Below are 21,180 nucleotides of genomic sequence, written 5' to 3' on the forward strand. Positions count from 1 at the left end.
AAAATTGGGGCAATGAGCTCCCCCGATCTGTCAGCCGGGCTGACGCCTGAGGAAATCCAGGCCTGCCTTAAGGTTCTGAACACCATCCACGTCTACGACGAGGAACACCCGGACTACGTTTCGGTGCGTCGGGCGACCGGGAAAATGTTCAAGGCCGTAAAGCGCCACCGGCGCGTCACCAAACGCGACCTGATCTCCGAAGCCGACCGGGCAGTGATCGCCCAGACAGCAACTGCAGCGCCGGACCGCATTGACGACGAGACGCGTGGCAACAAGCTGGCCACCTCGGCGACCGGCGAAGTTGCCGGCCACCTGATCCGGTCCCGGCCCTGCTACATCTGCAAACAGCACTACACACAGGTGGACGCGTTCTACCACCAGCTCTGCCCTGAGTGCGCAGCGTTCAACCACGGCAAGCGGGACGCCCGGACGGACCTCACCGGCCGCCGGGCACTGCTCACGGGCGGACGCGCCAAGATCGGCATGTACATTGCCCTGCGCCTGCTTCGGGACGGCGCACACACCACCATCACCACCAGGTTCCCCAAGGACGCCGCGCGCCGTTTCGCTGCAATGGAGGACAGCAGCGACTGGCTTCACCGGCTCCGGATCGTGGGCATCGACCTGCGCGACCCCTCACAGGTCATGGCACTGACGGATTCCCTGAATGCCGCCGGCCCGTTGGACATCATCATCAACAATGCGGCCCAGACAGTGCGACGTTCCGGCAACGCATACAAGCCGCTGGTGGACGCCGAGGACGAACCCCTGCCCGCCGAACTGGAGCCAGCCAACGGCGGCCCGGAGCTGATGACGTTCGGCCATGCCCACGACAAGCACCCGCTCGCCCTTGCCGGCAGCGTGACCGATCATCCGGTCCTGGCAGGCGATGCAATCACCTCGCTGGCACTGTCCACCGGTTCGGCTTCGCTGGAACGCATCGCGTCAGGCACAGCGATCGACGCCGGCGGGCTGGTTCCGGATCTTGCCACCATCAACAGCTGGACACAGGTGGTGGATGAGGTGGATCCGCTGGAGATGCTCGAGGTCCAGCTCTGCAACGTCACTGCCCCCTTCCTGCTGGTCAGCAGGCTCCGGGAGGCCATGAAGCGTTCCACGGCACACCGGAAGTACATCGTGAACGTCTCCGCCATGGAAGGCCAGTTCTCCCGCGCCTACAAGGGCCCGGGGCACCCGCACACCAACATGGCAAAAGCGGCCCTCAACATGATGACCCGGACCAGCGCCAAGGAAATGCTGGACGCCGACGGCATCCTGATGACGGCCGTGGACACCGGCTGGATCACCGATGAGCGCCCGCACTTTACCAAGGTCCGCCTCATGGAGGAGGGCTTCCACGCTCCGCTGGACCTGGTGGACGGCGCTGCCAGGGTCTACGATCCGATCGTGATGGGCGAAAACGGCGAGGACCAGTACGGGGTTTTCCTGAAGGATTACAAGCCCAGCCCCTGGTAGGCAGAAGGGCACTGTCCCGGCAAGGGCCGCACGGCGTAGGCTCGGCGTCATGAGCAGCGAATCAATCACCGAAGTTCACAACCTGGAACACCACGAGTGCTGGGAACTCCTCCGGACAGTCTCCGTGGGCCGGCTTGCAGTCCTCGTGGACGGGCATCCGGACATCTTCCCCGTCAATTACACCGTGGACGGCGGAACGATCGTCTTCCGCACCGGCCAGGGGACCAAGCTGGAAGCAGCGTCCGGAGGTTCCCGCGTCGCAGTGGAAGCCGACGGCGTGGATGCCGTCAGCGGCCTTGCCTGGAGCGTGGTGCTCAAGGGGCCCGCGGCTGCGATCAAGGGCACGGAAAGCATCCTGGACACGGCCGCGCTGTACCTGTTCCCGTGGCAGGCCGGGAAGAAGGACACGTTCATCCGGGTCAGCCCTGACTCCCTGACCGGACGCCGGTTCAAGGTCACCGCCCCGATGACCTGGTGGACGCAGCTTAGTGGGGCGGCCAAGGCCTCGCCCGAGTGACCTGTGTGCTCGGCCTGCCTACGCCAGGCGGGTGATCTCCACACTGACGCTCAGGGCAGACCCGCCGCCGCCGGAAAGGATGCCCTTCAGCGGCGGCACATCGCGGTAGTCCCGGCCCCTGGCAACGGTCACGTGGAAATCCCCCGCGGGCTTGTGGTTGGTGGGGTCCCAGCTGCGCCAGGCCCCGTCCCAGAACTCCAGCCACGCGTGCGACTGGCCTGCGACTGTCTCGCCGATCGCCGCCGTCGACCTCGGGTGCAGGTAGCCGGACACGTATCGGGCGGGGATCCCGCAGCTGCGCAGTGCGCCGATGGCAAGGTGTGCAAGGTCCTGGCAGACGCCCTGCCGCTGCCCCCAGGCTTCCTCCGCGTTGGTGGTGACCGCCGTGGAGCCGGACATGTAGGTCATCTCGCCGCGCATCCACTCGAAAATTGCCATTGCGGCCTCATGCGGGTTCCTGCCTTCAACCACGCCTGGAATGATTCCCAGGACTTCGTCGCCCGGACCGCTGAGTTGGGACTGCGGCAGCCAATCACTGAACGAATTCAGGGTGTCCTCTGATGCCAGCACATCCCACCCCACGATGTCGGCCTCGGAGGGGATTTTTTCGGCCCGGTACACTTCGACCGTGATGTTGGAAACAACCTCGAGGTGCTCATGCGGCATCTGCATGTCGAAGGCGGTTACCCTGGTGCCCCAGTAATCCCGGTAATTGCTCACGGCCGCCTGGGACGGCGACACTTTGAGCACCGATTCAAGAACCACCTGCTGGGAATCTGTCAGGGGTGTCATACGGGCCTCGTTGTACGACAGCGTGACGCGCTTGTTGTACTTGTAGGCCGTGGTGTGGATGATACTCAGCCGGGTCATGAAACTTCTCCCACCCAGGCCAGTTCGTCCGCCTGATTGAAGTACTTACGGGAAATGGCGTCCGAGGCCTGGGCCACGGCCTTCTGCACGCGTTCCATGTGCTCGGGCAGCTCGGACATCAGATCGTCCGTGCGGTGGAACTCGAGGAAGGTGCGGGCCTGGCCCACGATCCGGCGGGCATCATTGATGAAGCCGACGCGCTGCGCGGACGGATCCAGCTTGGCGAGGCACTCATCAGCGTCACGCAGGGCGTAAACGATCGAGCGCGGAAACAGCCGGTCCAACAACAGGAATTCTGCGGCATGCTGGTCACCGAATGCTGCCCGCCGGGTGCGGAGGAAGGACTCATAAGCTCCGGCGCACCGCAGCATGTTAACCCAGGACATGCCTGCGGACAGGACATCACGGGTGGAGAGCATGCGGGCCGTCATGTCCGCCCGTTCCAGTGAACGGCCGAGCACCAGGAACAGCCAGCTTTCGTCATGGCTCACGGTGGTGTCAGCCAGACCACTGACCATGGCGGTGCGTTCAAGGGTCCAGTTGCAGAACCGGTACGTCCCCACCACGTCCTTGCGGTGCTGGCTCAGCCCGTAGTACGTGGTGTTCAGGCTCTCCCACAGTCCCGAGGACACGGTCTCGCGGGCACGCCGCGCGTTCTCACGGGCGGCGCCAAGGGACCCCGCGATGGACGTGGCGCTGGTTTTGTCATAGGCCAGGGCGTGCAGCAGTTCGGGCAGGCCGAAATCTTCGCTCTGCGGCCTCGCACCCATCACCGCGAGCAGTTCCTGCGCAACGCGGCGGCGCTCGTCCATGGGCAGGTGGTTGAGGCGCTCCAGGTGGACGTCCAGGATGCGCGCAGTACCGTCGGCGCGCTCCACATAGCGGCCGATCCAAAATAGGGACTCAGCAATACGGCTAAGCATTCGCGGTGACCTCCTGTGCGTCCGAAATCTGTGGGGATGAACCCGTTGCTGTTACTGCCGGTGCCAGGACGGGGCTCACTGCTGCTGCTCCGGCTGGCGGTCCCGCCAGTTGCTTTCAACCGGCCAGACGGACACCCGCTCGCGGATGGAAATCGTGGGCCGCGGAACCGTCTCCACCGGCACCTGCGGCGAACCGGCCAGCACCCATGTGTCCTTGGACCCGCCGCCCTGGCTGGAATTCACAATCAGTGAGCCTTCCTTCAGCGCGACGCGGGTCAGGCCGCCTGGCAGCACCCAGACGTCGTCGCCGTCGTTCACTGCGAAGGGGCGAAGGTCCACATGGCGGGGCCCGAACTTGTCCCCGCCCAGGGTGGGCACCGTGGACAGCTGAAGGACAGGCTGGGCGATCCAGCCGCGGGGGTCGGCAACGACCCGCTGACGGAGGGCCTCCAGCTCGTCGTTGGAGGCGTCCGGGCCGATCACCAGGCCCTTGCCGCCGGAGCCGTCCACCGGCTTAACCACGAGCTCGGCCAGGTTGTCCAGGACGTACTCCCGGGCTTCCTTTTCCTCGAGCCGGAAGGTATCCACGTTGGCGATGACGGGTTCCTCGCTGAGGTAGTAGCGGATGAGGTCCGGAACATAGCTGTACACAAGCTTGTCATCGGCCACGCCGTTGCCCACGGCGTTGGCGATGGTCACACCGCCGGCGCGGGCAGCGTTGACCAGGCCGGGGCAGCCGAGCATGGAGTCCGAACGGAACTGCAGGGGGTCCAGGAATTCGTCGTCGATCCGCTTATAGATCACGTCAACGCGCTGCTCGCCGGCCGTGGTGCGCATGTAGACGCGGTTGCCGCGGCAGATGAGGTCCCGGCCCTCCACGAGCTCCACACCCATCAGCCCTGCCAGCAGGGTGTGTTCAAAGTAGGCGCTGTTGAAGACACCGGGGGTCAGGACCACCACCGTGGGATCGTCGACGCCGGCCGGCGCCGTTTTGCGCAGGGCCGACAGCAGCCGCCGCGGGTACTCCTCCACCGGCCGGATGAGCTGCTGGCCGAAGGCTTCAGGCAGGCCCTTGGCCATGGCGCGCCGGTTCTCCAGGACATAGCTGACGCCCGAGGGCACCCGCACGTTGTCCTCCAGGACACGGAACGTCCCTGCGGCGTCACGGACCACGTCGATGCCGGAAATGTGCACCCGGACCCCGCCGGCAGGCTCGAAGCCGTGCACCTGGCGGTGGAAGTGGGCGCTGGTGGTGACGAGCTGGCGCGGGATGACGCCGTCGGCCACGACGTTCATTTTGTCGTAGACGTCGTTGAGGAAGGCTTCCAGGGCCCGCACGCGCTGCGCCACACCCTTTTCCAGCACGGTCCATTCATCGGCGGGGATAACGCGCGGGACAATGTCGAGCGGGAACGGCCGCTCCTCCCCCGCAAAGTCAAAGGTCACACCACGGTCCAGGAACGTGCGCGCCATCGAGTCCGCCCGCGCGCTGACATCGGCGAGGGAAAGCTTGCGGAGCGCGTCCGCCACCTCCGCGTATGACTCGCGGGCTTCCTGGCCGGGGGCGAACATCTCGTCGTAGGCGCCGGTCCGCCCGGCGGCCTCGGAGTAATCCTGGAATAGGTCTGACATGTCCTTTAGCCAACCATCTTTTTGTTTCGAATTCATTACCGCCATCCATTGTGGCGTGTTGCGCCGCCGCCGCCGGTTCGTTGAATACGCGCGACATCCGGCAAGGTAGGTGAGTGCCAGAGAAGACTAACAAAGGGAGCTCCGCAAGCGGAGGGGACGGTGGCCGCCGGGGAGGACCCCGCGGCTGGCTGCCGCGGGATGCTGACAGGCTCTTTCCGGGCCTCCTGACGGCGGCCGTCGCCCTGGCTGGTGCCTTTGCGGTGCATGCCATAGTGCCCGCGCTGCCCGCCATGACGGTTGCCGTGGCGCTGGGGCTGCTCGCTGCGAACCTGCCCGGCACGGCAGTGTGGATCGCGGGCCGGGCAAGGCCGGGCCTGGACTTCGCCGGCAAGCACCTGATGAGGGGCGGGATCATCCTGCTCGGCCTCAAGGTCAGCATCATGGACATCCTGGGCCTGGGCTGGCTGGCCATGGTCCTGATAACCGGTGTGGTGCTGCTGGGGTTCGGCGGCACCTACTTCCTGGTGCGGCTCTTCCGGCTGCCCCGTGAGACCGCACTGCTGGTGGCCACCGGCTTTTCGATCTGCGGCGCATCCGCCATCGGCGCCATGGCAGCGGTGCGCCGCATCCGGCATGTGGACACCGTCCTGCCCGTGGCGTTGGTGACCCTGTGCGGCACCCTGGCCATCGGCCTGCTGCCGCTGTTGATGCACCCCCTGCAACTGAGCCCCCTGGCTTTCGGGGCCTGGACCGGCGCGTCCGTGCACGACGTCGGCCAGGTGGTGGCCACGGCACAGACCGCGGGCACAGCGGCCCTGGGGATCGCCGTCGTCGTCAAACTTACGCGCGTACTGCTGCTGGCACCGGTGGTGGCGGTGGCGGGCCTGCACCACCGCGCCAGTACGGCCGCCGGACAGCACGCCCTGCCCCCAGTGATCCCCCTGTTCGTGATCGGGTTCGTGGCCATGGTGGCGCTCCGGTCCACGGGGTGGCTGCCTGGCGGAGTGCTCGACGCCGGCGCCGGGCTCCAGGACGTCCTGCTGGGAGCGGCGCTGTTCGGACTTGGCTCCGCAGTCCGGATCCGCACCCTCCTGCATACCGGAGCCAGGGCGCTGCTCGCGGCGCTTGCGGCGTGGCTCCTGATCGCCCTGTTGGGCCTGGCAGCAGCGCTGCTGATCACCGCCTAGCCGCCGGCCCGGCGTCGTGATTCCCGGTGCTGTCCCCCGTGATTAGATAGCTGGGTGTCACATGAGAATCTGCAGCGCAATGAAGCCGCGACCCGTTCAGCCCTGATCACCACGCACAGCTACGACGTCTCCCTGGACGTGCGGCAAGCCGCGGATCCGGATGTGCCGACGTACCTCAGCCGCAGTGTCATCAATTTCTCCGCCGCGGAGCCAGGGCAGGGGCTGCCGGCCTCAACATTCCTGGACTTCATCTCCGGCGAGGTCCACAGCGTGATCCTCAACGGGAACGCGCTGCCGGTGGCGGACATTCTGGACGGTGCCCGCATCCGGCTGGACAACCTCCAGGCAGAGAACCAGGTGACGGTCACCGGGACAGCCCTGTACAGCCGGACAGGCGAAGGCATGCACCGTTTTGTGGATCCCGCGGACGGCCAGTGCTACCTCTACACGCAATACGAACCTGCCGATGCGCGGCGCGTGTTCGCCAACTTCGAGCAGCCGGACCTCAAGGCGGAGTTCACCTTCCACGTGATGGCCCCGTCAGGCTGGGTAGTCGCCTCCAACGGAGTGGAAACTGCCCGCACCCGGCTGACCGGCGATCCGGACACCAGCCGCTGGGACTTCGCCACCACCAAGCCGATGTCCACGTACATCACCACCGTCCTCGCCGGCCCCTACTTCAAGGCCGAGGACCACTGGAGCGCAACGCTCGATGACGGCACCCGGCTGGAGGTGCCGCTGGCCCTTTACTGCCGCGCGTCCATGGCCAAATCCTTCGACACTTCAGAGCTGTTCGGCCTCACCAAAAGCGGGCTGGACTTCTTCAACAACCTTTTCGGCTTCCCCTACCCATGGGGCAAATACGACCAGGCTTTTGTGCCCGAATACAACCTTGGCGCCATGGAAAACCCCGGCCTGGTCACCTTCACCGAAAACTACGTTTTCACCTCCCGGGCCACGGATGCCCAGTACCAGGCGCGCGCCAACACGCTGATGCACGAAATGGCGCACATGTGGTTCGGGGACCTCGTCACCATGCAGTGGTGGGATGACCTCTGGCTCAAGGAATCGTTCGCCGACTACATGGGCACCCTCGGTGTGGACCGGGCGACGGGCTGGAAGACCGCGTGGGTGAACTTCGCGAACAAGCGCAAGTCCTGGGCGTACGTGCAGGACCAGCTGCCCACTACCCACCCCATCGTTGCCGACATCCCGGACCTCGAGGCCGCGAAACAGAACTTCGACGGCATCACGTACGCCAAGGGCGCGTCGGTGCTCAAGCAGCTCGTGGCGTATGTCGGGTTCGATGCGTTCATCGCCGGCTCACGGCAATACTTCCGCGACCACGCGTACGGAAACACCACCCTGGCCGACCTCCTGTCCGCCCTGAGCGCCGCTTCCGGCCGGGACCTGGCGGGCTGGGCAGCGCAATGGCTGCAGACGTCCGGCATCCCGACGCTCTCCCTGGACATAACAGCCGACGACGGCGTCCTCAGCAGTGCGGCAATCGTCCAGGACGCGCTGGACCCCGTCACCGGACGGGAAGAGCTGCGCCCGCACCGGCTCCGTGTGGGCCTCTACAACTTCGACGACGGCGGTGCCCTGGTCCGGACGGGCAGTGTTGAAACTGACGCGGCAGGCCGCCGGACCGAGGTTCCCGACCTGATCGGCCAGCGTGTGCCCGCGCTGCTGCTGCTCAACGACGACGATCTGACTTATGCCAAGGTCCGGCTCGACCCGGTTTCGGAAGCCACGGTCCTGGCATCCCTGGGCCGGATCACCGATCCCATGGCCCGGGCCCTGTGCTGGACCGCACTGTGGAACTCTGCCCGCGACGCGGAAAGCCCCGCCACCCGTTACGTGCACGCGGTCGCTGCTTTCGGACCGTCCGAAACCGGCATCGGCGTGCTGCTGAACATCCTCGACAACGCCGGGACCGCCGTCGAACACTACACCCCGGCGGCTGAACGCGAGGGCGTGCGCAGGGACTTCCTGACGGCCGCTGCCGGCGAGCTGGAGCGGGCCGCCCCGGGCTCGGACCATCAGCTGGGATGGGCCAGGACGGTAGCTGCCGTCAGCCGGCGCGACAACGCCCTCCTACCCCGCCTCAGAGGCCTCCTGGAGGGCACGGTCCAGGTGGAGGGCCTCGCGGTGGACGCAGAGCTGCGCTGGAACATCTGGCGTGCCCTGGCCGCCCACGGACAGGCCACGGCCGGGGAACTGGACGCCGAGCTGGCGCGGGACACCACAGCTTCAGGCCGGGCGGGCCGCGCCACCGCACTGGCCGCACGGCCGGATGCGGACGTCAAGGCGGCTGCCTGGAAAGCCGCCGTGCACGGGACGGAGTTGTCCAACCAACTCCTGGACGCCACCATCACCGGATTCACCACTGCGCCCCCAGCACTCCTGGCACCCTATGTGGAGCCGTATTTCGATTGCCTTCGCGACGTCTGGGAGAACCGGAGCATCGAAATCGCCACCCGCATTGTGCGGGGCCTGTATCCGTCGGCGCAGGACCTGCCGGCCGGAACCCTGCCGGAGCAGCACCCCGTGGTGGAGCGCACTGACACCTGGCTGGCGGCCAACGCCGATGCGCCCCGTGCCTTGCGCCGGATCATCGTGGAAGAGCGAAGCCACCTGCTGCGGGCCCTCACCGCACAGGCTACTCCATCCATTGCTCCGTAAGCGCCGTTTTGAGCGGCCAAAAGGACCGTTACACAGCAATCGATGAGTGCTTAGAGGACGCGGTGCAGCCACTCCTCGGTGCCGAACTTGGTGGCCACCCGGTCGCGGGCGGCGGCCAGTTCGGCACTGGACAGCTCCGACGGAGTGGCTGAGTACCGCTCGCTGAAGACTTCCATCATGGCCGCGATGATCTCGGTGCGCGCCAAACCGGTCTGCCGCCGCAGCGGGTCCACGCGTTTCTTGGCGCTGCGGGTGCCCTTGTCCGAGAGCTTTTCCTTGCCGATGCGCAGGACCTCAACCATTTTGTCGGCGTCGATGTCGTAGCTCATGGTGACGTGGTGCAGCATGCCGCCGTTGGCCAGGCGTTTCTGAGCGGCGCCGCCGATCTTGCCCTGGTGGGTGGCGATGTCGTTCAGGGGGACATAAAAGGCGGAGATGCCGAGCTTTTCCAGCGCGGCCATCACCCAGGCGTCCAGGAACGCGTAGGAGTCGGCGAAGCTGATCCCGTCCACGAGCGTCTGGGGCACATAGAGGGAATACGTGATGCAGTTGCCGGCCTCCATAAACATCGCGCCCCCGCCACTGATCCGGCGCACCACGCTGATGCCATGGCGGGCGACGCCGTCGGGGTGCAGCTCATTCCGCACCGATTGGAAGCTGCCGATCACCACGGACGGTTCCTCCCAGTCCCAGAACCGCAGGGTGGGGTTGCGGCGGCCGGCGCCCACCTCTTCGGTCAGGACCTCGTCCAGGGCAACGTTGACCTGGGTGGGCAGCACCGTGGGTGCGATGACGTCCCAGTGGTGGTCGGACCAGGAGGTTGCCTGTGCCAGGGCACGGCGCACAGTGATGGCCACGGCGTTGGCCGAGAAGCCGAACAGGACTGCGTCGGGCGGCAGCGAACCGGTGACTGCAGCGGACAGCTCGACCGCCGTCGCGCTCTCCGGGAGACCGGTGAGGGACCGGTTGATGGCCGGCAGCGTCTCATCCGGCTCCAGGAAAAAATCGCCGCTGAGGGAGACGTCCGAGAGTTCCCCGTCCACTACGTCGAAGTCCACCACCACAAGTTTGCCGCCGGGAACTTTGTACTCGCCGTGGTGGCTGCGGGGACGGTCTTCAGGCGCGGATGGTGTGGCAGTCATGCCCTCCATCCTCCCCCACGCTCCAGGCTCCCGGAAACAACAAAGCCCGCACCGTTGCCGGTGCGGGCCTGTAGAGAACCTTGGAGGAAGTGATCTACTTCTTGCCGCCGAAGCCCTTGAAGCGAGCGTTGAAGCGCTCGACGCGGCCTGCAGAGTCCATGATGCGCTGCTTGCCCGTGTAGAACGGGTGGGACTCGGAGGAGATTTCGACGTCGATGACCGGGTAGGTGTTTCCGTCTTCCCACTCGATGGTCTTCTTGGAAGACACGGTGGACTTGGTCAGGAACTTGACGCCGGAAGCCAGGTCGTTGAAAACAACAGCTTCGTACTTCGGGTGTGTATCAGACTTCATAATGGGGCCTTTGTTCGCACAGCTGGATTTTGCCAGCTGCCAGGTATGAATGGGATGGCTGGTGCCCGCATCATTGCCGCGAGGCAGAAAGAGCAGGACAGCCAGCTATCAATAATAGCGGATCAGCGCCGACCCTGCGAACGCCGCGGCCGGAGCTCCCAGAACGCCACGGCCGAGGCCGCCGCCACGTTCAGGGAGTCCACCCCGGCGCGCATGGGGATCTTCACGGCGAGGTCGACGGCGGCGAGCGTCTCGGCGCTCATGCCCGCACCTTCGGTGCCCAGCACCAGGGCAAGCCGGTCCGGGTTGCGGGCGGCGAGCTGGTCGACGTCGACTGCGTCCCCGGTCAGTTCCAGGGCGGCCACGGTGAAGCCGTGCTGTTTAAGGACCGACATGTCCTGCGGCCAGGACTCCAGCCGCGCCCAGGGAACCTGGAACACGGTGCCCATGCTGACGCGGACGCTGCGGCGGTAGAGCGGATCGCCGCAACGCGGCGAAATCAGGACGGCGTCGATGTCCAGGGCAGCGGCGGAGCGGAAGATGGCACCGACGTTGGTGTGGTCCACAATGTCTTCCAGGACCGCCACCCGGCGCGCCCCCGCAAGCAGTTCGTGGAGCGGCGCCGGCGCAGGCCGCTGCATCGCGGCCATGGCTCCGCGGTGCAGGTGGAATCCGGTGATCTCTTCGAGCAGGGCCACGTTGCCGATGAAGGCGGGTACCTCCGGGTAGGCGGCCAGGACATCCTGCAGGTCCGCCAGCCATTTTTCGGCCAGGAAAAACGACCTCGGCCGGTGGCCGGCGGCCAGCGCACGGCGCAGCACCCGTGACGATTCGGCGATGTACATGCCCTCCGCCGGCTCGCGGAGCTTACGCAGGTGGACGTCCGTCAGCTGCGTGTAGTCGGACACACGGGGATCCGCGGCGGATTCAAGAAAGTGGATTGTCACCGGCTGATTATTTCAGCAGATTGGCGATCATAAAGCCGAGGGCCACCAGGCCGAGCGCGAAGATCACGCCGCGAAGGACCGGCGGGGACAGCCGGCGGCCCACCTTGGACCCGATGAGGCCGCCGATCAGCGAGCTGACCGCGATGATGGCCACGACCGGCCAGTTGATGCGCCCGAACGCGAAGAGCAGGTAGGAGGCGGCTGCCACAATGTTCACGCCCAGGACCAGGATGTTCTTCATCGCATTGGCGTTCTGGATGGTTCCCGCCATGAAGACGCCCAGGATGCCCACCAGCAGGATGCCCTGTGCCGCGACGAAGTAGCCGCCGTAGACTCCGGCAAGGTACACAAGCACAATCAACAGCACGCCGTGGTTCTTGTCCTTGAGGGCGTGCTCGGGGTTTTCCTCCCGGGCCCGTACCCACTGCTGGAGCCGGGGCTGGAAGACCACCATCAGCAGGGCCAGCACTATCAGCACCGGAGCGGCGATAAAGAACACCTTTTCCGGGAGGTGCAGCAGCAGCCAGGCGCCGCTGATGCCGCCGAGCAGCGAGGCCGGCAGGAGCCTCAGCAGCTGCCGGCCCCGGCCCTTGAGTTCCTTCCGGTATCCCCATGCACCGGCCGCGTTCCCGGCCACCAGTCCCATGGCGTTACTGATGGAGGCTGTTACCGGCGTTATGCCCAGGGCGATGAGGACCGGAAAGGTGACCAGGGTGCCGGAGCCGACAACGGCGTTGATGGTGCCGGCCCACAAACCGGCAAAAAACACAAGGATGCTGCTGAGAAGCTCCACCTGGACGGAACCGCGTCAGCGGCGGGCAGTGGCCGTGTACCGGCCGGCGTTTTCGGTGACGTCCAGGGACAGCCCGAAAGTGCTGCTGAGGTGCTCCTCAGTGAGTACATCCTTGATGGGGCCCGCGGCAACAACGCCGCCGTCGCGCAGCAGCATGGCGTGCGTGAACCCGGGCGGGACCTCCTCCAGGTGGTGCGTCACCAGGACCATGGCCGGGGACCCTTCATCGTTGGCGAGTTCGCCAAGCTTGTGGACGAGTTCCTCGCGGCCGCCGAGATCCAGCCCGGCGGCGGGCTCGTCAAGGAGGAGCAATTCGGGGTCCGTCATGAGGGCCCGGGCGATCTGGACCCGTTTGCGTTCCCCCTCGGAAAGCGTGGCGAAGGTCCGGTTCAGCAGCGGGCCCATGCCCCAGTCATTCAGCAGACGGAAAGCACGCCGTTCGTCCGGCCGCTCGTACCCCTCGCGCCAGCGTCCGGTCACGCCGTAGGCTGCGGTGACAACAACGTTCAGGACATTCTCAGACTCGGGAATCTGGCTGGCCAGTGCCGCTGAGGAGAGTCCAATCCGGGGACGGAGTTCGAAAACGTCAACCCGGCCCATGGTTTCGTCCAGAATCCCTGCCGTGCCGCTGCTCGGGTGAAGACGTGCTGCCGCGACCTGCAGGAGAGTGGTCTTGCCGGCGCCGTTGGGTCCCAGAATGACCCAACGTTCCCCTTCATTGACTTGCCAGTCCACCTTGTCCAACAGGGTCTTTTTGCCTCGGACTACGCTGACGGAAGCCATTTCAAGAACATCACTCATAGGAGTAGACACTAGGACAAAAGGGGGGCGGACTGATAACTGATACCCCGCGGCAGCGTGCGGCTGGACCTGCCATGACGCCCCGCTGCACGTCACGGGTGTGGGTCACGCCACGAATTCGGGCCCCTGTGCCGCGCTGGCTAAGATTGAGGCCATGACTCCGAACGTGACTGCGGTCAGCTATGGCCCCAAACTTACTGATTCCGGGCTCGATCGGCTGCGCTCGCTTTGGGCCGGAAACGGCGCCACCATCGAGTCCGAGTCGAGGAACGGGGACCACAGGTTTGAGGTCCTCACTGCCGGGCTCACCGTCGCCGACGGCACGGCCGCCGGAATCGCCGCCCTCCGCCGGGCCGTGGCAGACGCGGCCCAGGCCGGGCTGGACACGGCCATCGTTCCCGCAGGACTGCGCGAAGCTCCACGGAAGTTCCTGATCATGGACGTGGACTCAACACTGATCCAGCAGGAGGTCATCGAACTTCTGGCGGCCTACGCAGGCAAACGCGAGGAGGTGGCCGCCGTCACCGAAGCCGCCATGCGCGGGGAACTGGACTTCGCGCAGAGTCTCCACGCGCGGGTGGCGGTGCTTGCGGGGCTGCCTGCCGCCGTCGTCGAGTCTGTCCGGGCCGAAGTGAAGCTGAGTGAAGGTGCCGCTGAGCTCGTGGCCGCCTTCAAGGCCGCAGGCCACGTGGTCGCGGTGGTCTCCGGCGGTTTCAACCAGATCCTGGGTCCCATCGCCGAGGAGCTCGGCCTGGATTACTGGATCGCCAACGAGCTCGAAATCGTCGACGGCGCCCTGACCGGCAAGGTTCTCGGAGCGGTGATCGACCGGGCCGCCAAGGAGAAGTACCTGCGCGAATGGGCCGCAGCCGAAGGAATTGCCATGGAGCACACCATTGCCGTGGGCGACGGCGCCAACGACCTCGACATGCTCGGGGCCGCGGGCATCGGGGTGGCGTTCAATGCCAAACCGGCAGTCCGGGCCGTGGCGGACTCCGCCATCAACATGCCTTACCTGGACGCCGTCCGGCACATCGCCGGCGTCTGAAACTCAAACGAAAAGGCAGTCCCCGCCACCTCCCCGATCTCGCAAGCTCGATCGGGGCCCCTCGGTGGCGTGGGCCCAGCCCGTTATGACTTACTTGGCGCTCTTGCCGAAGTAGTCGGCGCCGCCTGCGTACTCCGTGTGGCCGGACTCGACGTCGGCGGTGGCCATGCCGGCCACTACCTCAGCGAACTCCTCCACGGAGTAGAGCTTGCCGGCCTCGGCGCGGCGGGCTTCGATGGCGCCCGGGCTGGAGCGGTCCAGCAGCGTAGCGGTGACAGTGCCTTCGATCATGTCGCCGGAAACAACCACCAGGCTGATGCCCTTCTCCGCCAGGTTGGGGATGAGCTCGCGCAGGGCGTCCTCGCCGGCGCGCTTGCTGCGGGCGACGGGTTCGTAGTCGGGCATGGTGGGCACCGTGTTGATGAAGTGGGCCTGGTGGCTGGTCACGAAGACCACCCGGGACCCTTCCTTCATCAGCGGCACGGCGGCGTTGAGCATGTTCACCTGCGCGTCGCGGTTCAGCTTCAGCGCGTAGTCGTCCGCCATGCCGGATTCCATGCCGCCGGAAGCGTTAAGCACCAGCACGTCCAGCGAGCCGAAGTTTTCCATGGCCGCACTGGCCAGGGCCTGCACACCCTCCAGCGTGGTGAGGTCCGCTCCGACGGCGGTGGCACGGCCGCCGGCGGCTTCAATGCCCGCGACAACCTTGTTGGCGCGCGGCGCCTTCTGGCGGTAGTTAACGACGACGGCGGCGCCCTCGCCTGCGAGGATCTTCGCCACTTCGGCGCCGATCCCGCGGGAGGATCCGGTCACGATGGCTGTCTTGTTGTCCAGCAGTCCCACAAGGGCTCCTTTGTTCGATACGTCTAAATCGCTTGGGGTCTGCAGTCCATCATGCCAGCGCCGGCCCCGTGTTCCCTTGTGCGACCCCAACAAAGATGCACGGTCCGGCTAGTTCGGCACGGGCGTCGGAGACCCGCCGGAAGGGCATAGGCTCACACCATGACAGGCGGCACGCCATCCACACCGCAGGACCTATTCCGCAATTCGCCCGAGGGCCTGGAGCTGTGCCTCGCGGTACGGGACTACATCAAAGCCACCGTGTCAGCAACGGACCGCACCACCATCAGCCAGGTGGCCTTCAGGCATAGGCGTGCCTTTGCCTGGGTGTGGAATCCGCGCCAGCACCTCAAGACGGATGTTCCGGCGGTCCTCTCAATAGCCCTGCCCCGGCGGCTGGACTCGGACCGGTTCAAGGAAGTGGTGCAGCCCTCCGCCGACGTCTGGATGCACCACCTCGAACTGCGTGATGCGAGAGAACTGGACCAAGAAGTCGCGGGCTGGCTCAGGGAGGCGTTCGACGCGGCCGCCTGAGTCTTGCCGGTCCCGCGGACGGAGTTAGTGGCCCATTCCGAGGCCGCCGTCGACCGGAATGACGGCCCCGGAGATGTAGGCAGCTTCGTCGCTGGCTACCCATCGGACCACGTTCGCCACCTCCGAAGCTTCCGCGAAACGGCCGGCCGGGATGCTGGAGAGGTAATCCTTCTGGGTTGCTTCCGGAAGCTCGGCCGTCATGTCCGTGTTGATGAAGCCGGGCGCCACAACATTGGCGGTGATGCCGCGCGAGCCAAGCTCGCGGGTCAGGGAGCGGGCCACGCCCACGAGCCCGGCCTTGGAAGCGGAGTAGTTGATCTGGCCCGGGGCCCCATACAGCCCGGATACGGAGGAAATCAGAACCACGCGGCCTTTCCGCATCCGAATCATGCCCCTGGATGCCCGCTTGATGACACGGAACGCGCCAGTGAGGTTGGTGTCAATCACCGAGGTGAAGTCGTCCTCGCTCATCCGCAGCAGAAGGGTGTCCTTGGTTATCCCGGCGTTCGCCACCAGCACCTCCACCGGACCGTGGGCTGCTTCCACCTCTGTGAAGGCCGCGTCCACGGATGCTTCATCGGTGACATCGGCCTTTACGCCCAGGATTCCTGCCGGCAACCGGGACTCGCTCCGGTACGTGACAGCCACCTTGTCGCCGTTGGCCACGAAGGCTTCAGCGATGGCCAGCCCGATGCCGCGGTTGCCTCCGGTGATCAGGACGCTGCGGGGGGTGGTGGCTTCAGACATAGGACGCTCCGGGATTCTGCGGCAGGTAGCACCGCTGTAGAAACGGGTGGGATTTTTACTGCCTCCGATCTTAGCCTCCGTTGGGGTGCTTCTGCGGATAGGTTTGGGTGCTTCTGCCGATAGTGGGAGAATGGAGGCAAGCCTTTGGAGCGTGATCAAACAGCCGTGACCCCTGAAAACAATGCTGGACAGTTCGTGCCCGGAAACCCCCCGCGGTTCTCCGGCGATACTGCAGTCCACAGCATTACGGACGCCGCCACAGCCCACTCCGAGGACATGCACCGGCGCATGGTGAAGTATGCGCTGGCCATGGGAATCCGCATGGTCTGCCTCATCCTCATTTTTGTGGTGGACGGGTGGTTCAAGCTAGTCATGGTGGCCGGCGCGGTATTCCTCCCGTGGATTGCGGTGGTCATCGCCAACGGCAGCGACAAAGCAGAAGTCCACAGCGACTCGCTTCTCGACTACGCTCCTCTGGCTGAGTTGGAAAGCCCTGTTTGGCAGTCGGAGCAGGAAGATGAACCGTCAGCCGTGCTCAAGGGCGAACTCATTGATGACGACGACGAACCAACGCATGGACAGGAACGGCGCGCTTCATGAACATTTTCGACCTGGCCGCAGGGACCGCCGGTCCCCCGCCGGCCACGGCTGCCATGTGCTCCCGGAAGGCGTGCCGCTCGGAAGCCTCGTGGCAGCTGCTGTGGAACAATCCCAAGATCCACACCCCGGAGCGCCGCAAGATCTGGCTGGCCTGCGCGGAGCACCGCGACTGGCTGGAGGACTACCTGCAGGTCCGCGGCCTGTGGAAGGAAACGGTCGTCCTGGGTTCGGGGCACGAGTCCGGCCAGGCGCCGGTGGGGCAGGACGGCTGAATGTACCGCTTTCTCTTTTCCAGCAAGTGGATGGGTTACCTCCTGCTTGCCGCCATTTTCGCCACCGCCTGTGTGTTCCTGGGCAGGTGGCAGATGGACCGCCGCGCCGAGACCCTGGCTGAGATCAACCGCGTCCTCACCAATTATTCGGCCACGCCCATCTCCTTCGACCAGGCCAGGGAAGAATTTTCCGGCCTGGACCCGGCCAAGGAATGGACGCAGGTGGAACTCAAGGGCACCTACGACGTGGACGGCCAGCGGATTGTCCGCAACCGTCCACTGAACGGGCAGCCCGGGTACGAGGTGGTTGTCCCGTTCCAGCTTGAGTCCGGCCAGACCGTGGTGATTGACCGCGGCTGGCTGCCCATCGGCAACAAGAACCCGGGCAGCCCGGATTCCATCCCCGCACCCCCATCCGGACCCGTGACAGCGGTTGTCCGGCTGAAGCATGGCGAGCCTAAACTGGACCGCGGCGCGCCCGAAGGCCAGCTCGCCTCCATCGACCTGCCCACCTATGCCGACCAGCTGCCGTACCCCGTGCTCACCGGCGCTTACGGCCAGCTGGCGTCTGAATCGCCGGCCCCGGCCGACACGCCGTTCCCGTTCCCGAAACCGGCCACGGAGGAGGGTACGCACCTGTCCTATTCGCTGCAGTGGTTCGCGTTCGGGGTGCTGATGTTTGTTGGTTTCGGCTATGCAGCCCGGCAGCAGGCCCGCAACGCCGCTATCGACGCCGAAGATGAGGACGAAAATGAGGACGGGTCGCGCGATTCGGGCAGCCCGGTCCACTCCGCTGCCGCGGCAGCCCGCCGTCGTGCGCCCGTGACCCGCAAACGTAAGCACGCCACGTCTGAAGAAGAGGAAGACGCACTCCTGGACGCGCAGGGGTACTGAAACGTGGAGCTCCGGAAAGTGCCCACGCCCGTGGCCAACGTCAAGCTGGCGCTCATCACGTTAGGCCTCCGGGACACGGTTCGGGTCTTCGGTACGAAGGTCCCAACCGCGGCTGCCGCGGCCGCCGTTTTGGGCTGCGACGTCGCGGCGATCACCAACAGCCTGGTGTTCACGCTCGACGGCGCCCCGCTCCTGATTCTCGCCAGCGGCGCGGCCAGGGTGGACACCGCCTTGGTAGCCAAGCATTTGGGAGAAGGAAAAATTCGGCGCGCCACCTCGGACTTCGTGCTGGAACATACCGGGCAGGAGGTGGGCGGCGTCGCCCCGATAGGCCATCCGGTAAAGATCCAAACCGTCCTGGACGAGTCCCTGGCCGCCCATCCCGTCCTCTGGGCCGGTGCAGGTGACCACAATTCGATGTTCAGCATCACCTACGAGGAGCTAAAACTCATTACTGCAGCCCAGGAACTCAAGGTGCGGTAAGTAGATTGCAACGTAGCTGCCGTGGGCTAGAGGAAGGCACCACATGATCGAGATCCTGAACCCCACCGAGGTCAGCCGGGCAAAAGAGACAGGGACGCTGGTCGCTGACATCCTGCAGACGCTGAAGGGCCGTGCCACGGTGGGCACCAACCTTCTGGACATCGACAGGTGGGCCAAGGACATGATCCTCGAGGCCGGCGCCGTCTCGTGTTACGTCGATTACGCGCCGTCCTTCGGACGCGGACCGTTCGGACACTACATCTGCACGGGCGTGAACGACGCCGTGCTCCACGGACTGCCACGCGACTACTCGCTTGCCGACGGCGACCTGCTGACTCTTGACCTTGCCGTCTCCCAGGGCGGAGTCGCCGCAGACGCTGCCATCAGCTTCATTGTGGGCGACTCAAAGGCCGCCGAGAGCGTGGCCATGATCAACGCGACCGAGCGCGCCTTGAGCGCAGGGATAGCCGCCGCCAAACCCGGTGCCCGCATCGGCGATATCTCCTATGCAATCGGGGCGGTCCTCAGCGAGGCCGGCTACCCAATCAACACCCAATTCGGGGGTCATGGCATCGGATCAACGATGCACCAGGACCCGCACGTTCCCAACACCGGACGGCCGGGCCGCGGATACAAGCTGCGTCCCGGGCTCCTCCTCGCACTTGAACCCTGGGTGATGGCCGACACCGCTGAACTCGTGACCGACGCCGACGGGTGGACGCTCCGAAGCGCCACGGGCTGCCTGACGGCACACACTGAGCACACTATTGCCATCACCGACGACGGCGCAGAAATCCTTACGCTGCCCGGCGCCTAGCCCAGGCCCAGGGCCCATGCCTAGGCCAGCGTAATCAGGTCCAGGTAGTCTTCGTTCCAGTGGTCCTCGACCCCGTCAGGGAGCAGCACCACGCGCTCAGGATTGAGGGCTTCGACGGCGCCCTCGTCGTGGCTGACCAGGACGACGGCGCCGCTGTAGTTGCGGAGCGCGCCCAGGATTTCGGCGCGGCTGGCCGGGTCAAGGTTGTTGGTGGGCTCGTCGAGGAGGAGCACGTTGGCGCTGGATGCCACGATGGTGGCGAGGGCCAGGCGGGTCTTCTCACCACCGGAGAGGACGCCGGCGGGCTTCTCAACGTCGTCGCCGGAGAAGAGGAACGAGCCGAGGATGCCGCGGACTTCAGCGTCCTTCATGTCCGGGGCGGAGGAGCGCATGTTCTCCAGCACGGTCCGGTTCACGTCCAGGGTGTCGTGCTCCTGGGCGTAGTACCCAACCTTCAGGCCATGGCCGGCCACAACTTCACCGGTGTCGGGCTTGTCGACGCCGGCGAGCATCCGCAGAAGCGTGGTCTTGCCGGCGCCGTTCAGGCCCAGGATGACAACCTTGGAGCCGCGGTCAATCGCGAGGTCCACGTCCGTGAAGATCTCAAGCGACCCGTAGGACTTGCTGAGGCCTTCCGCGGTGAGCGGGGTCTTGCCGCAGGGCGACGGGTCCGGGAACCGCAGGGCGGCCACACGGTCGTTCTCGCGGACAGCTTCCAGTCCGCTGAGCAGGCGCTCTGCCCGCTTGGCCATGTTCTGCGCCGCGACAGCCTTGGTCGCCTTCGCGCGCATCTTGTTGGCCTGGTCGAAGAGGACCTGGGCTTTCTTCTCAGCGTTGGCGCGTTCACGCTTGCGGGCGCGCTCGTCGGTTTCGCGCTGGGTGAGGTAGCGCTTCCAGTCCATGTTGTAGAAGTCGATCTGCGCACGGTTGGCGTCGAGCAGGAAGACCTTGTTGACGGTGGCTTCCAACAGTTCGGTGTCGTGGCTGATCACGATCAGGCCGCCCTGGTGGTTCTTGAGGAATTCGCGCAGCCACGCGATGGAGTCCGCATCAAGGTGGTTGGTTGGCTCATCGAGGAGCATGGTCTCGGCGTCCGAGTAGAGGATCCGGGCCAGTTCGACACGGCGGCGCTGGCCACCGGAGAGGGTCTTCAGCGGCTGGTTGAGGATCCGGTCCGGCAGGGCCAGGTTGGAGCAGATCGCGGCAGCTTCCGCCTCGGCCGCGTAGCCGCCGGCCGCCAGGAATTCGGATTCCAGCCGGTCGTAGCGGTTCATGGCCTTGCGCTGGACGTCGGCGTCCTCGCTGGCCATTTCGTCGTGCGCCTTGCGGAGCTTGCCGACGGCGATGTCCAGGCCCCTGGCCGCCAGGATGCGGTCGCGGGCGAGCTGTTCCATGTCCGGGGTGCGGGGATCCTGCGGGAGGTAGCCGATCTCGCCCGTGCGGGTGACTTTGCCGCCTGCCGGCAGGCCTTCGCCGGCGAGGACACGCGTGAGGGTGGTCTTGCCTGCCCCGTTACGGCCCACGAGGCCGATTTTGTCGCCCTTGTCGATGCGGAAGCTCACCTGGTCCATGAGGAGCCGGGCGCCGGCGCGCAGTTCAAGATCCTGGACAGTAATCACA

22 protein-coding genes are annotated in these 21,180 nt (G+C 65.8%); 11 read left to right on the top strand and 11 right to left on the bottom strand.

The window, feature by feature from the left end; genetic code table 11:
• Nucleotides 1–12 precede the first annotated feature (12 nt).
• Together IAQ70_RS06185 and IAQ70_RS06190 are read left to right on the top strand one after the other, a co-directional pair.
• Nucleotides 13–1,476 carry an SDR family NAD(P)-dependent oxidoreductase gene (locus tag IAQ70_RS06185; protein WP_190988423.1) on the top strand — a complete coding sequence of 488 codons (1,464 nt, stop codon included), beginning with the start codon at nt 13–15 and terminating at the stop codon, nt 1,474–1,476.
• Between the two features lie 49 nt (nt 1,477–1,525).
• The gene (locus IAQ70_RS06190) at nt 1,526–1,993 is read left to right on the top strand and encodes a pyridoxamine 5'-phosphate oxidase family protein (RefSeq protein WP_190988424.1); all 468 of its coding nucleotides are present in this window, start codon (nt 1,526–1,528) and stop codon (nt 1,991–1,993) included.
• An 18-nt stretch (nt 1,994–2,011) separates the two neighbouring features.
• On the opposite strand, the gene IAQ70_RS06195 is transcribed toward IAQ70_RS06190, so the two are convergent.
• The 3 genes from IAQ70_RS06195 to IAQ70_RS06205 form a co-directional block, all read right to left on the bottom strand.
• The gene (locus IAQ70_RS06195; RefSeq protein WP_190988425.1) at nt 2,012–2,863 is read right to left on the bottom strand and encodes a transglutaminase family protein; all 852 of its coding nucleotides are present in this window, start codon (nt 2,861–2,863) and stop codon (nt 2,012–2,014) included.
• Complete coding sequence (locus IAQ70_RS06200; protein WP_111909491.1) at nt 2,860–3,786, bottom strand: alpha-E domain-containing protein; 927 nt, start codon at nt 3,784–3,786, stop codon at nt 2,860–2,862. The genes IAQ70_RS06195 and IAQ70_RS06200 overlap by 4 nt, the downstream gene beginning before the upstream one ends.
• Nucleotides 3,787–3,861: 75 nt before the next feature.
• The gene (locus IAQ70_RS06205) at nt 3,862–5,418 is read right to left on the bottom strand and encodes a circularly permuted type 2 ATP-grasp protein (protein WP_190988426.1); all 1,557 of its coding nucleotides are present in this window, start codon (nt 5,416–5,418) and stop codon (nt 3,862–3,864) included.
• Nucleotides 5,419–5,606: 188 nt separating this feature from the next.
• On the opposite strand from IAQ70_RS06205, the gene IAQ70_RS06210 reads away from it, so the two are divergent.
• Nucleotides 5,607–6,605: a YeiH family protein gene (locus IAQ70_RS06210; protein ID WP_190988484.1), complete on the top strand. Its 999-nt coding sequence runs from the start codon at nt 5,607–5,609 to the stop codon at nt 6,603–6,605.
• A 54-nt stretch (nt 6,606–6,659) separates the two neighbouring features.
• The gene (gene pepN, locus IAQ70_RS06215; RefSeq protein WP_190988427.1) at nt 6,660–9,290 is read left to right on the top strand and encodes an aminopeptidase N; all 2,631 of its coding nucleotides are present in this window, start codon (nt 6,660–6,662) and stop codon (nt 9,288–9,290) included.
• 50 nt (nt 9,291–9,340) lie between these two features.
• On the opposite strand, the gene IAQ70_RS06220 is transcribed toward pepN, so the two are convergent.
• The 5 genes from IAQ70_RS06220 to IAQ70_RS06240 form a co-directional block, all read right to left on the bottom strand.
• Nucleotides 9,341–10,432, bottom strand: a complete 1,092-nt coding sequence (locus IAQ70_RS06220) for a lipoate--protein ligase family protein (RefSeq protein ID WP_190988428.1) — start codon at nt 10,430–10,432, stop codon at nt 9,341–9,343.
• 94 nt (nt 10,433–10,526) lie between these two features.
• A complete protein-coding gene (locus IAQ70_RS06225; protein ID WP_024365679.1) occupies nt 10,527–10,784 on the bottom strand; it encodes a type B 50S ribosomal protein L31 in 258 nt (85 codons plus the stop codon).
• A 122-nt stretch (nt 10,785–10,906) separates the two neighbouring features.
• Nucleotides 10,907–11,731, bottom strand: coding sequence for a TrmH family RNA methyltransferase (locus IAQ70_RS06230; RefSeq protein WP_190988429.1), 825 nt, complete (start codon nt 11,729–11,731; stop codon nt 10,907–10,909).
• Nucleotides 11,732–11,738: 7 nt separating this feature from the next.
• Nucleotides 11,739–12,524, bottom strand: coding sequence for a sulfite exporter TauE/SafE family protein (locus IAQ70_RS06235; protein ID WP_190988430.1), 786 nt, complete (start codon nt 12,522–12,524; stop codon nt 11,739–11,741).
• Nucleotides 12,525–12,539: 15 nt separating this feature from the next.
• Nucleotides 12,540–13,325, bottom strand: coding sequence for an ABC transporter ATP-binding protein (locus IAQ70_RS06240; RefSeq protein WP_190988431.1), 786 nt, complete (start codon nt 13,323–13,325; stop codon nt 12,540–12,542).
• Between the two features lie 154 nt (nt 13,326–13,479).
• Between IAQ70_RS06240 and serB the strand changes: the two genes are divergently transcribed.
• Nucleotides 13,480–14,373 carry a phosphoserine phosphatase SerB gene (gene serB / locus IAQ70_RS06245; RefSeq protein WP_190988432.1) on the top strand — a complete coding sequence of 298 codons (894 nt, stop codon included), beginning with the start codon at nt 13,480–13,482 and terminating at the stop codon, nt 14,371–14,373.
• A gap of 90 nt (nt 14,374–14,463) precedes the next feature.
• Here the strand turns inward: serB and IAQ70_RS06250 are convergent, their stop codons facing one another.
• Nucleotides 14,464–15,216: an SDR family oxidoreductase gene (locus IAQ70_RS06250; protein WP_190988433.1), complete on the bottom strand. Its 753-nt coding sequence runs from the start codon at nt 15,214–15,216 to the stop codon at nt 14,464–14,466.
• A gap of 159 nt (nt 15,217–15,375) precedes the next feature.
• On the opposite strand from IAQ70_RS06250, the gene IAQ70_RS06255 reads away from it, so the two are divergent.
• Nucleotides 15,376–15,747 carry a DUF5655 domain-containing protein gene (locus IAQ70_RS06255; protein ID WP_190988434.1) on the top strand — a complete coding sequence of 124 codons (372 nt, stop codon included), beginning with the start codon at nt 15,376–15,378 and terminating at the stop codon, nt 15,745–15,747.
• Between the two features lie 24 nt (nt 15,748–15,771).
• Here the strand turns inward: IAQ70_RS06255 and IAQ70_RS06260 are convergent, their stop codons facing one another.
• Nucleotides 15,772–16,494, bottom strand: coding sequence for a beta-ketoacyl-ACP reductase (locus tag IAQ70_RS06260; protein WP_190988435.1), 723 nt, complete (start codon nt 16,492–16,494; stop codon nt 15,772–15,774).
• A gap of 165 nt (nt 16,495–16,659) precedes the next feature.
• Between IAQ70_RS06260 and IAQ70_RS06265 the strand changes: the two genes are divergently transcribed.
• Genes IAQ70_RS06265 through map form a run of 5 tightly spaced genes read left to right on the top strand, consistent with a single transcriptional unit; the run spans nt 16,660 to nt 19,560 of the window.
• On the top strand, nt 16,660–17,094 hold the full coding sequence (locus IAQ70_RS06265) for a DUF3099 domain-containing protein (protein WP_190988436.1): 435 nt from the start codon (nt 16,660–16,662) through the stop codon (nt 17,092–17,094).
• Nucleotides 17,091–17,366, top strand: a complete 276-nt coding sequence (locus IAQ70_RS06270; RefSeq protein ID WP_190988437.1) for a hypothetical protein — start codon at nt 17,091–17,093, stop codon at nt 17,364–17,366. Before IAQ70_RS06265 ends, IAQ70_RS06270 begins: the two co-directional genes overlap by 4 nt.
• Complete coding sequence (locus IAQ70_RS06275) at nt 17,367–18,260, top strand: SURF1 family cytochrome oxidase biogenesis protein (RefSeq protein ID WP_190988438.1); 894 nt, start codon at nt 17,367–17,369, stop codon at nt 18,258–18,260. It abuts the gene before it with no gap.
• A 3-nt stretch (nt 18,261–18,263) separates the two neighbouring features.
• Nucleotides 18,264–18,743, top strand: a complete 480-nt coding sequence (locus IAQ70_RS06280; RefSeq protein ID WP_317983596.1) for a YbaK/EbsC family protein — start codon at nt 18,264–18,266, stop codon at nt 18,741–18,743.
• 43 nt (nt 18,744–18,786) lie between these two features.
• Nucleotides 18,787–19,560: a type I methionyl aminopeptidase gene (gene map / locus IAQ70_RS06285; RefSeq protein ID WP_190988439.1), complete on the top strand. Its 774-nt coding sequence runs from the start codon at nt 18,787–18,789 to the stop codon at nt 19,558–19,560.
• A 20-nt stretch (nt 19,561–19,580) separates the two neighbouring features.
• On the opposite strand, the gene IAQ70_RS06290 is transcribed toward map, so the two are convergent.
• On the bottom strand, nt 19,581–21,179 hold the full coding sequence (locus tag IAQ70_RS06290) for an ABC-F family ATP-binding cassette domain-containing protein (protein WP_164199838.1): 1,599 nt from the start codon (nt 21,177–21,179) through the stop codon (nt 19,581–19,583).
• Between the last annotated feature and the right edge of the window lies 1 nt (nt 21,180).

Origin of the sequence: Pseudarthrobacter sulfonivorans, from assembly GCF_014712225.1 — a bacterium.
In the GTDB taxonomy this organism is placed as follows: Bacteria; Actinomycetota; Actinomycetes; order Actinomycetales; family Micrococcaceae; genus Arthrobacter; species Arthrobacter sulfonivorans.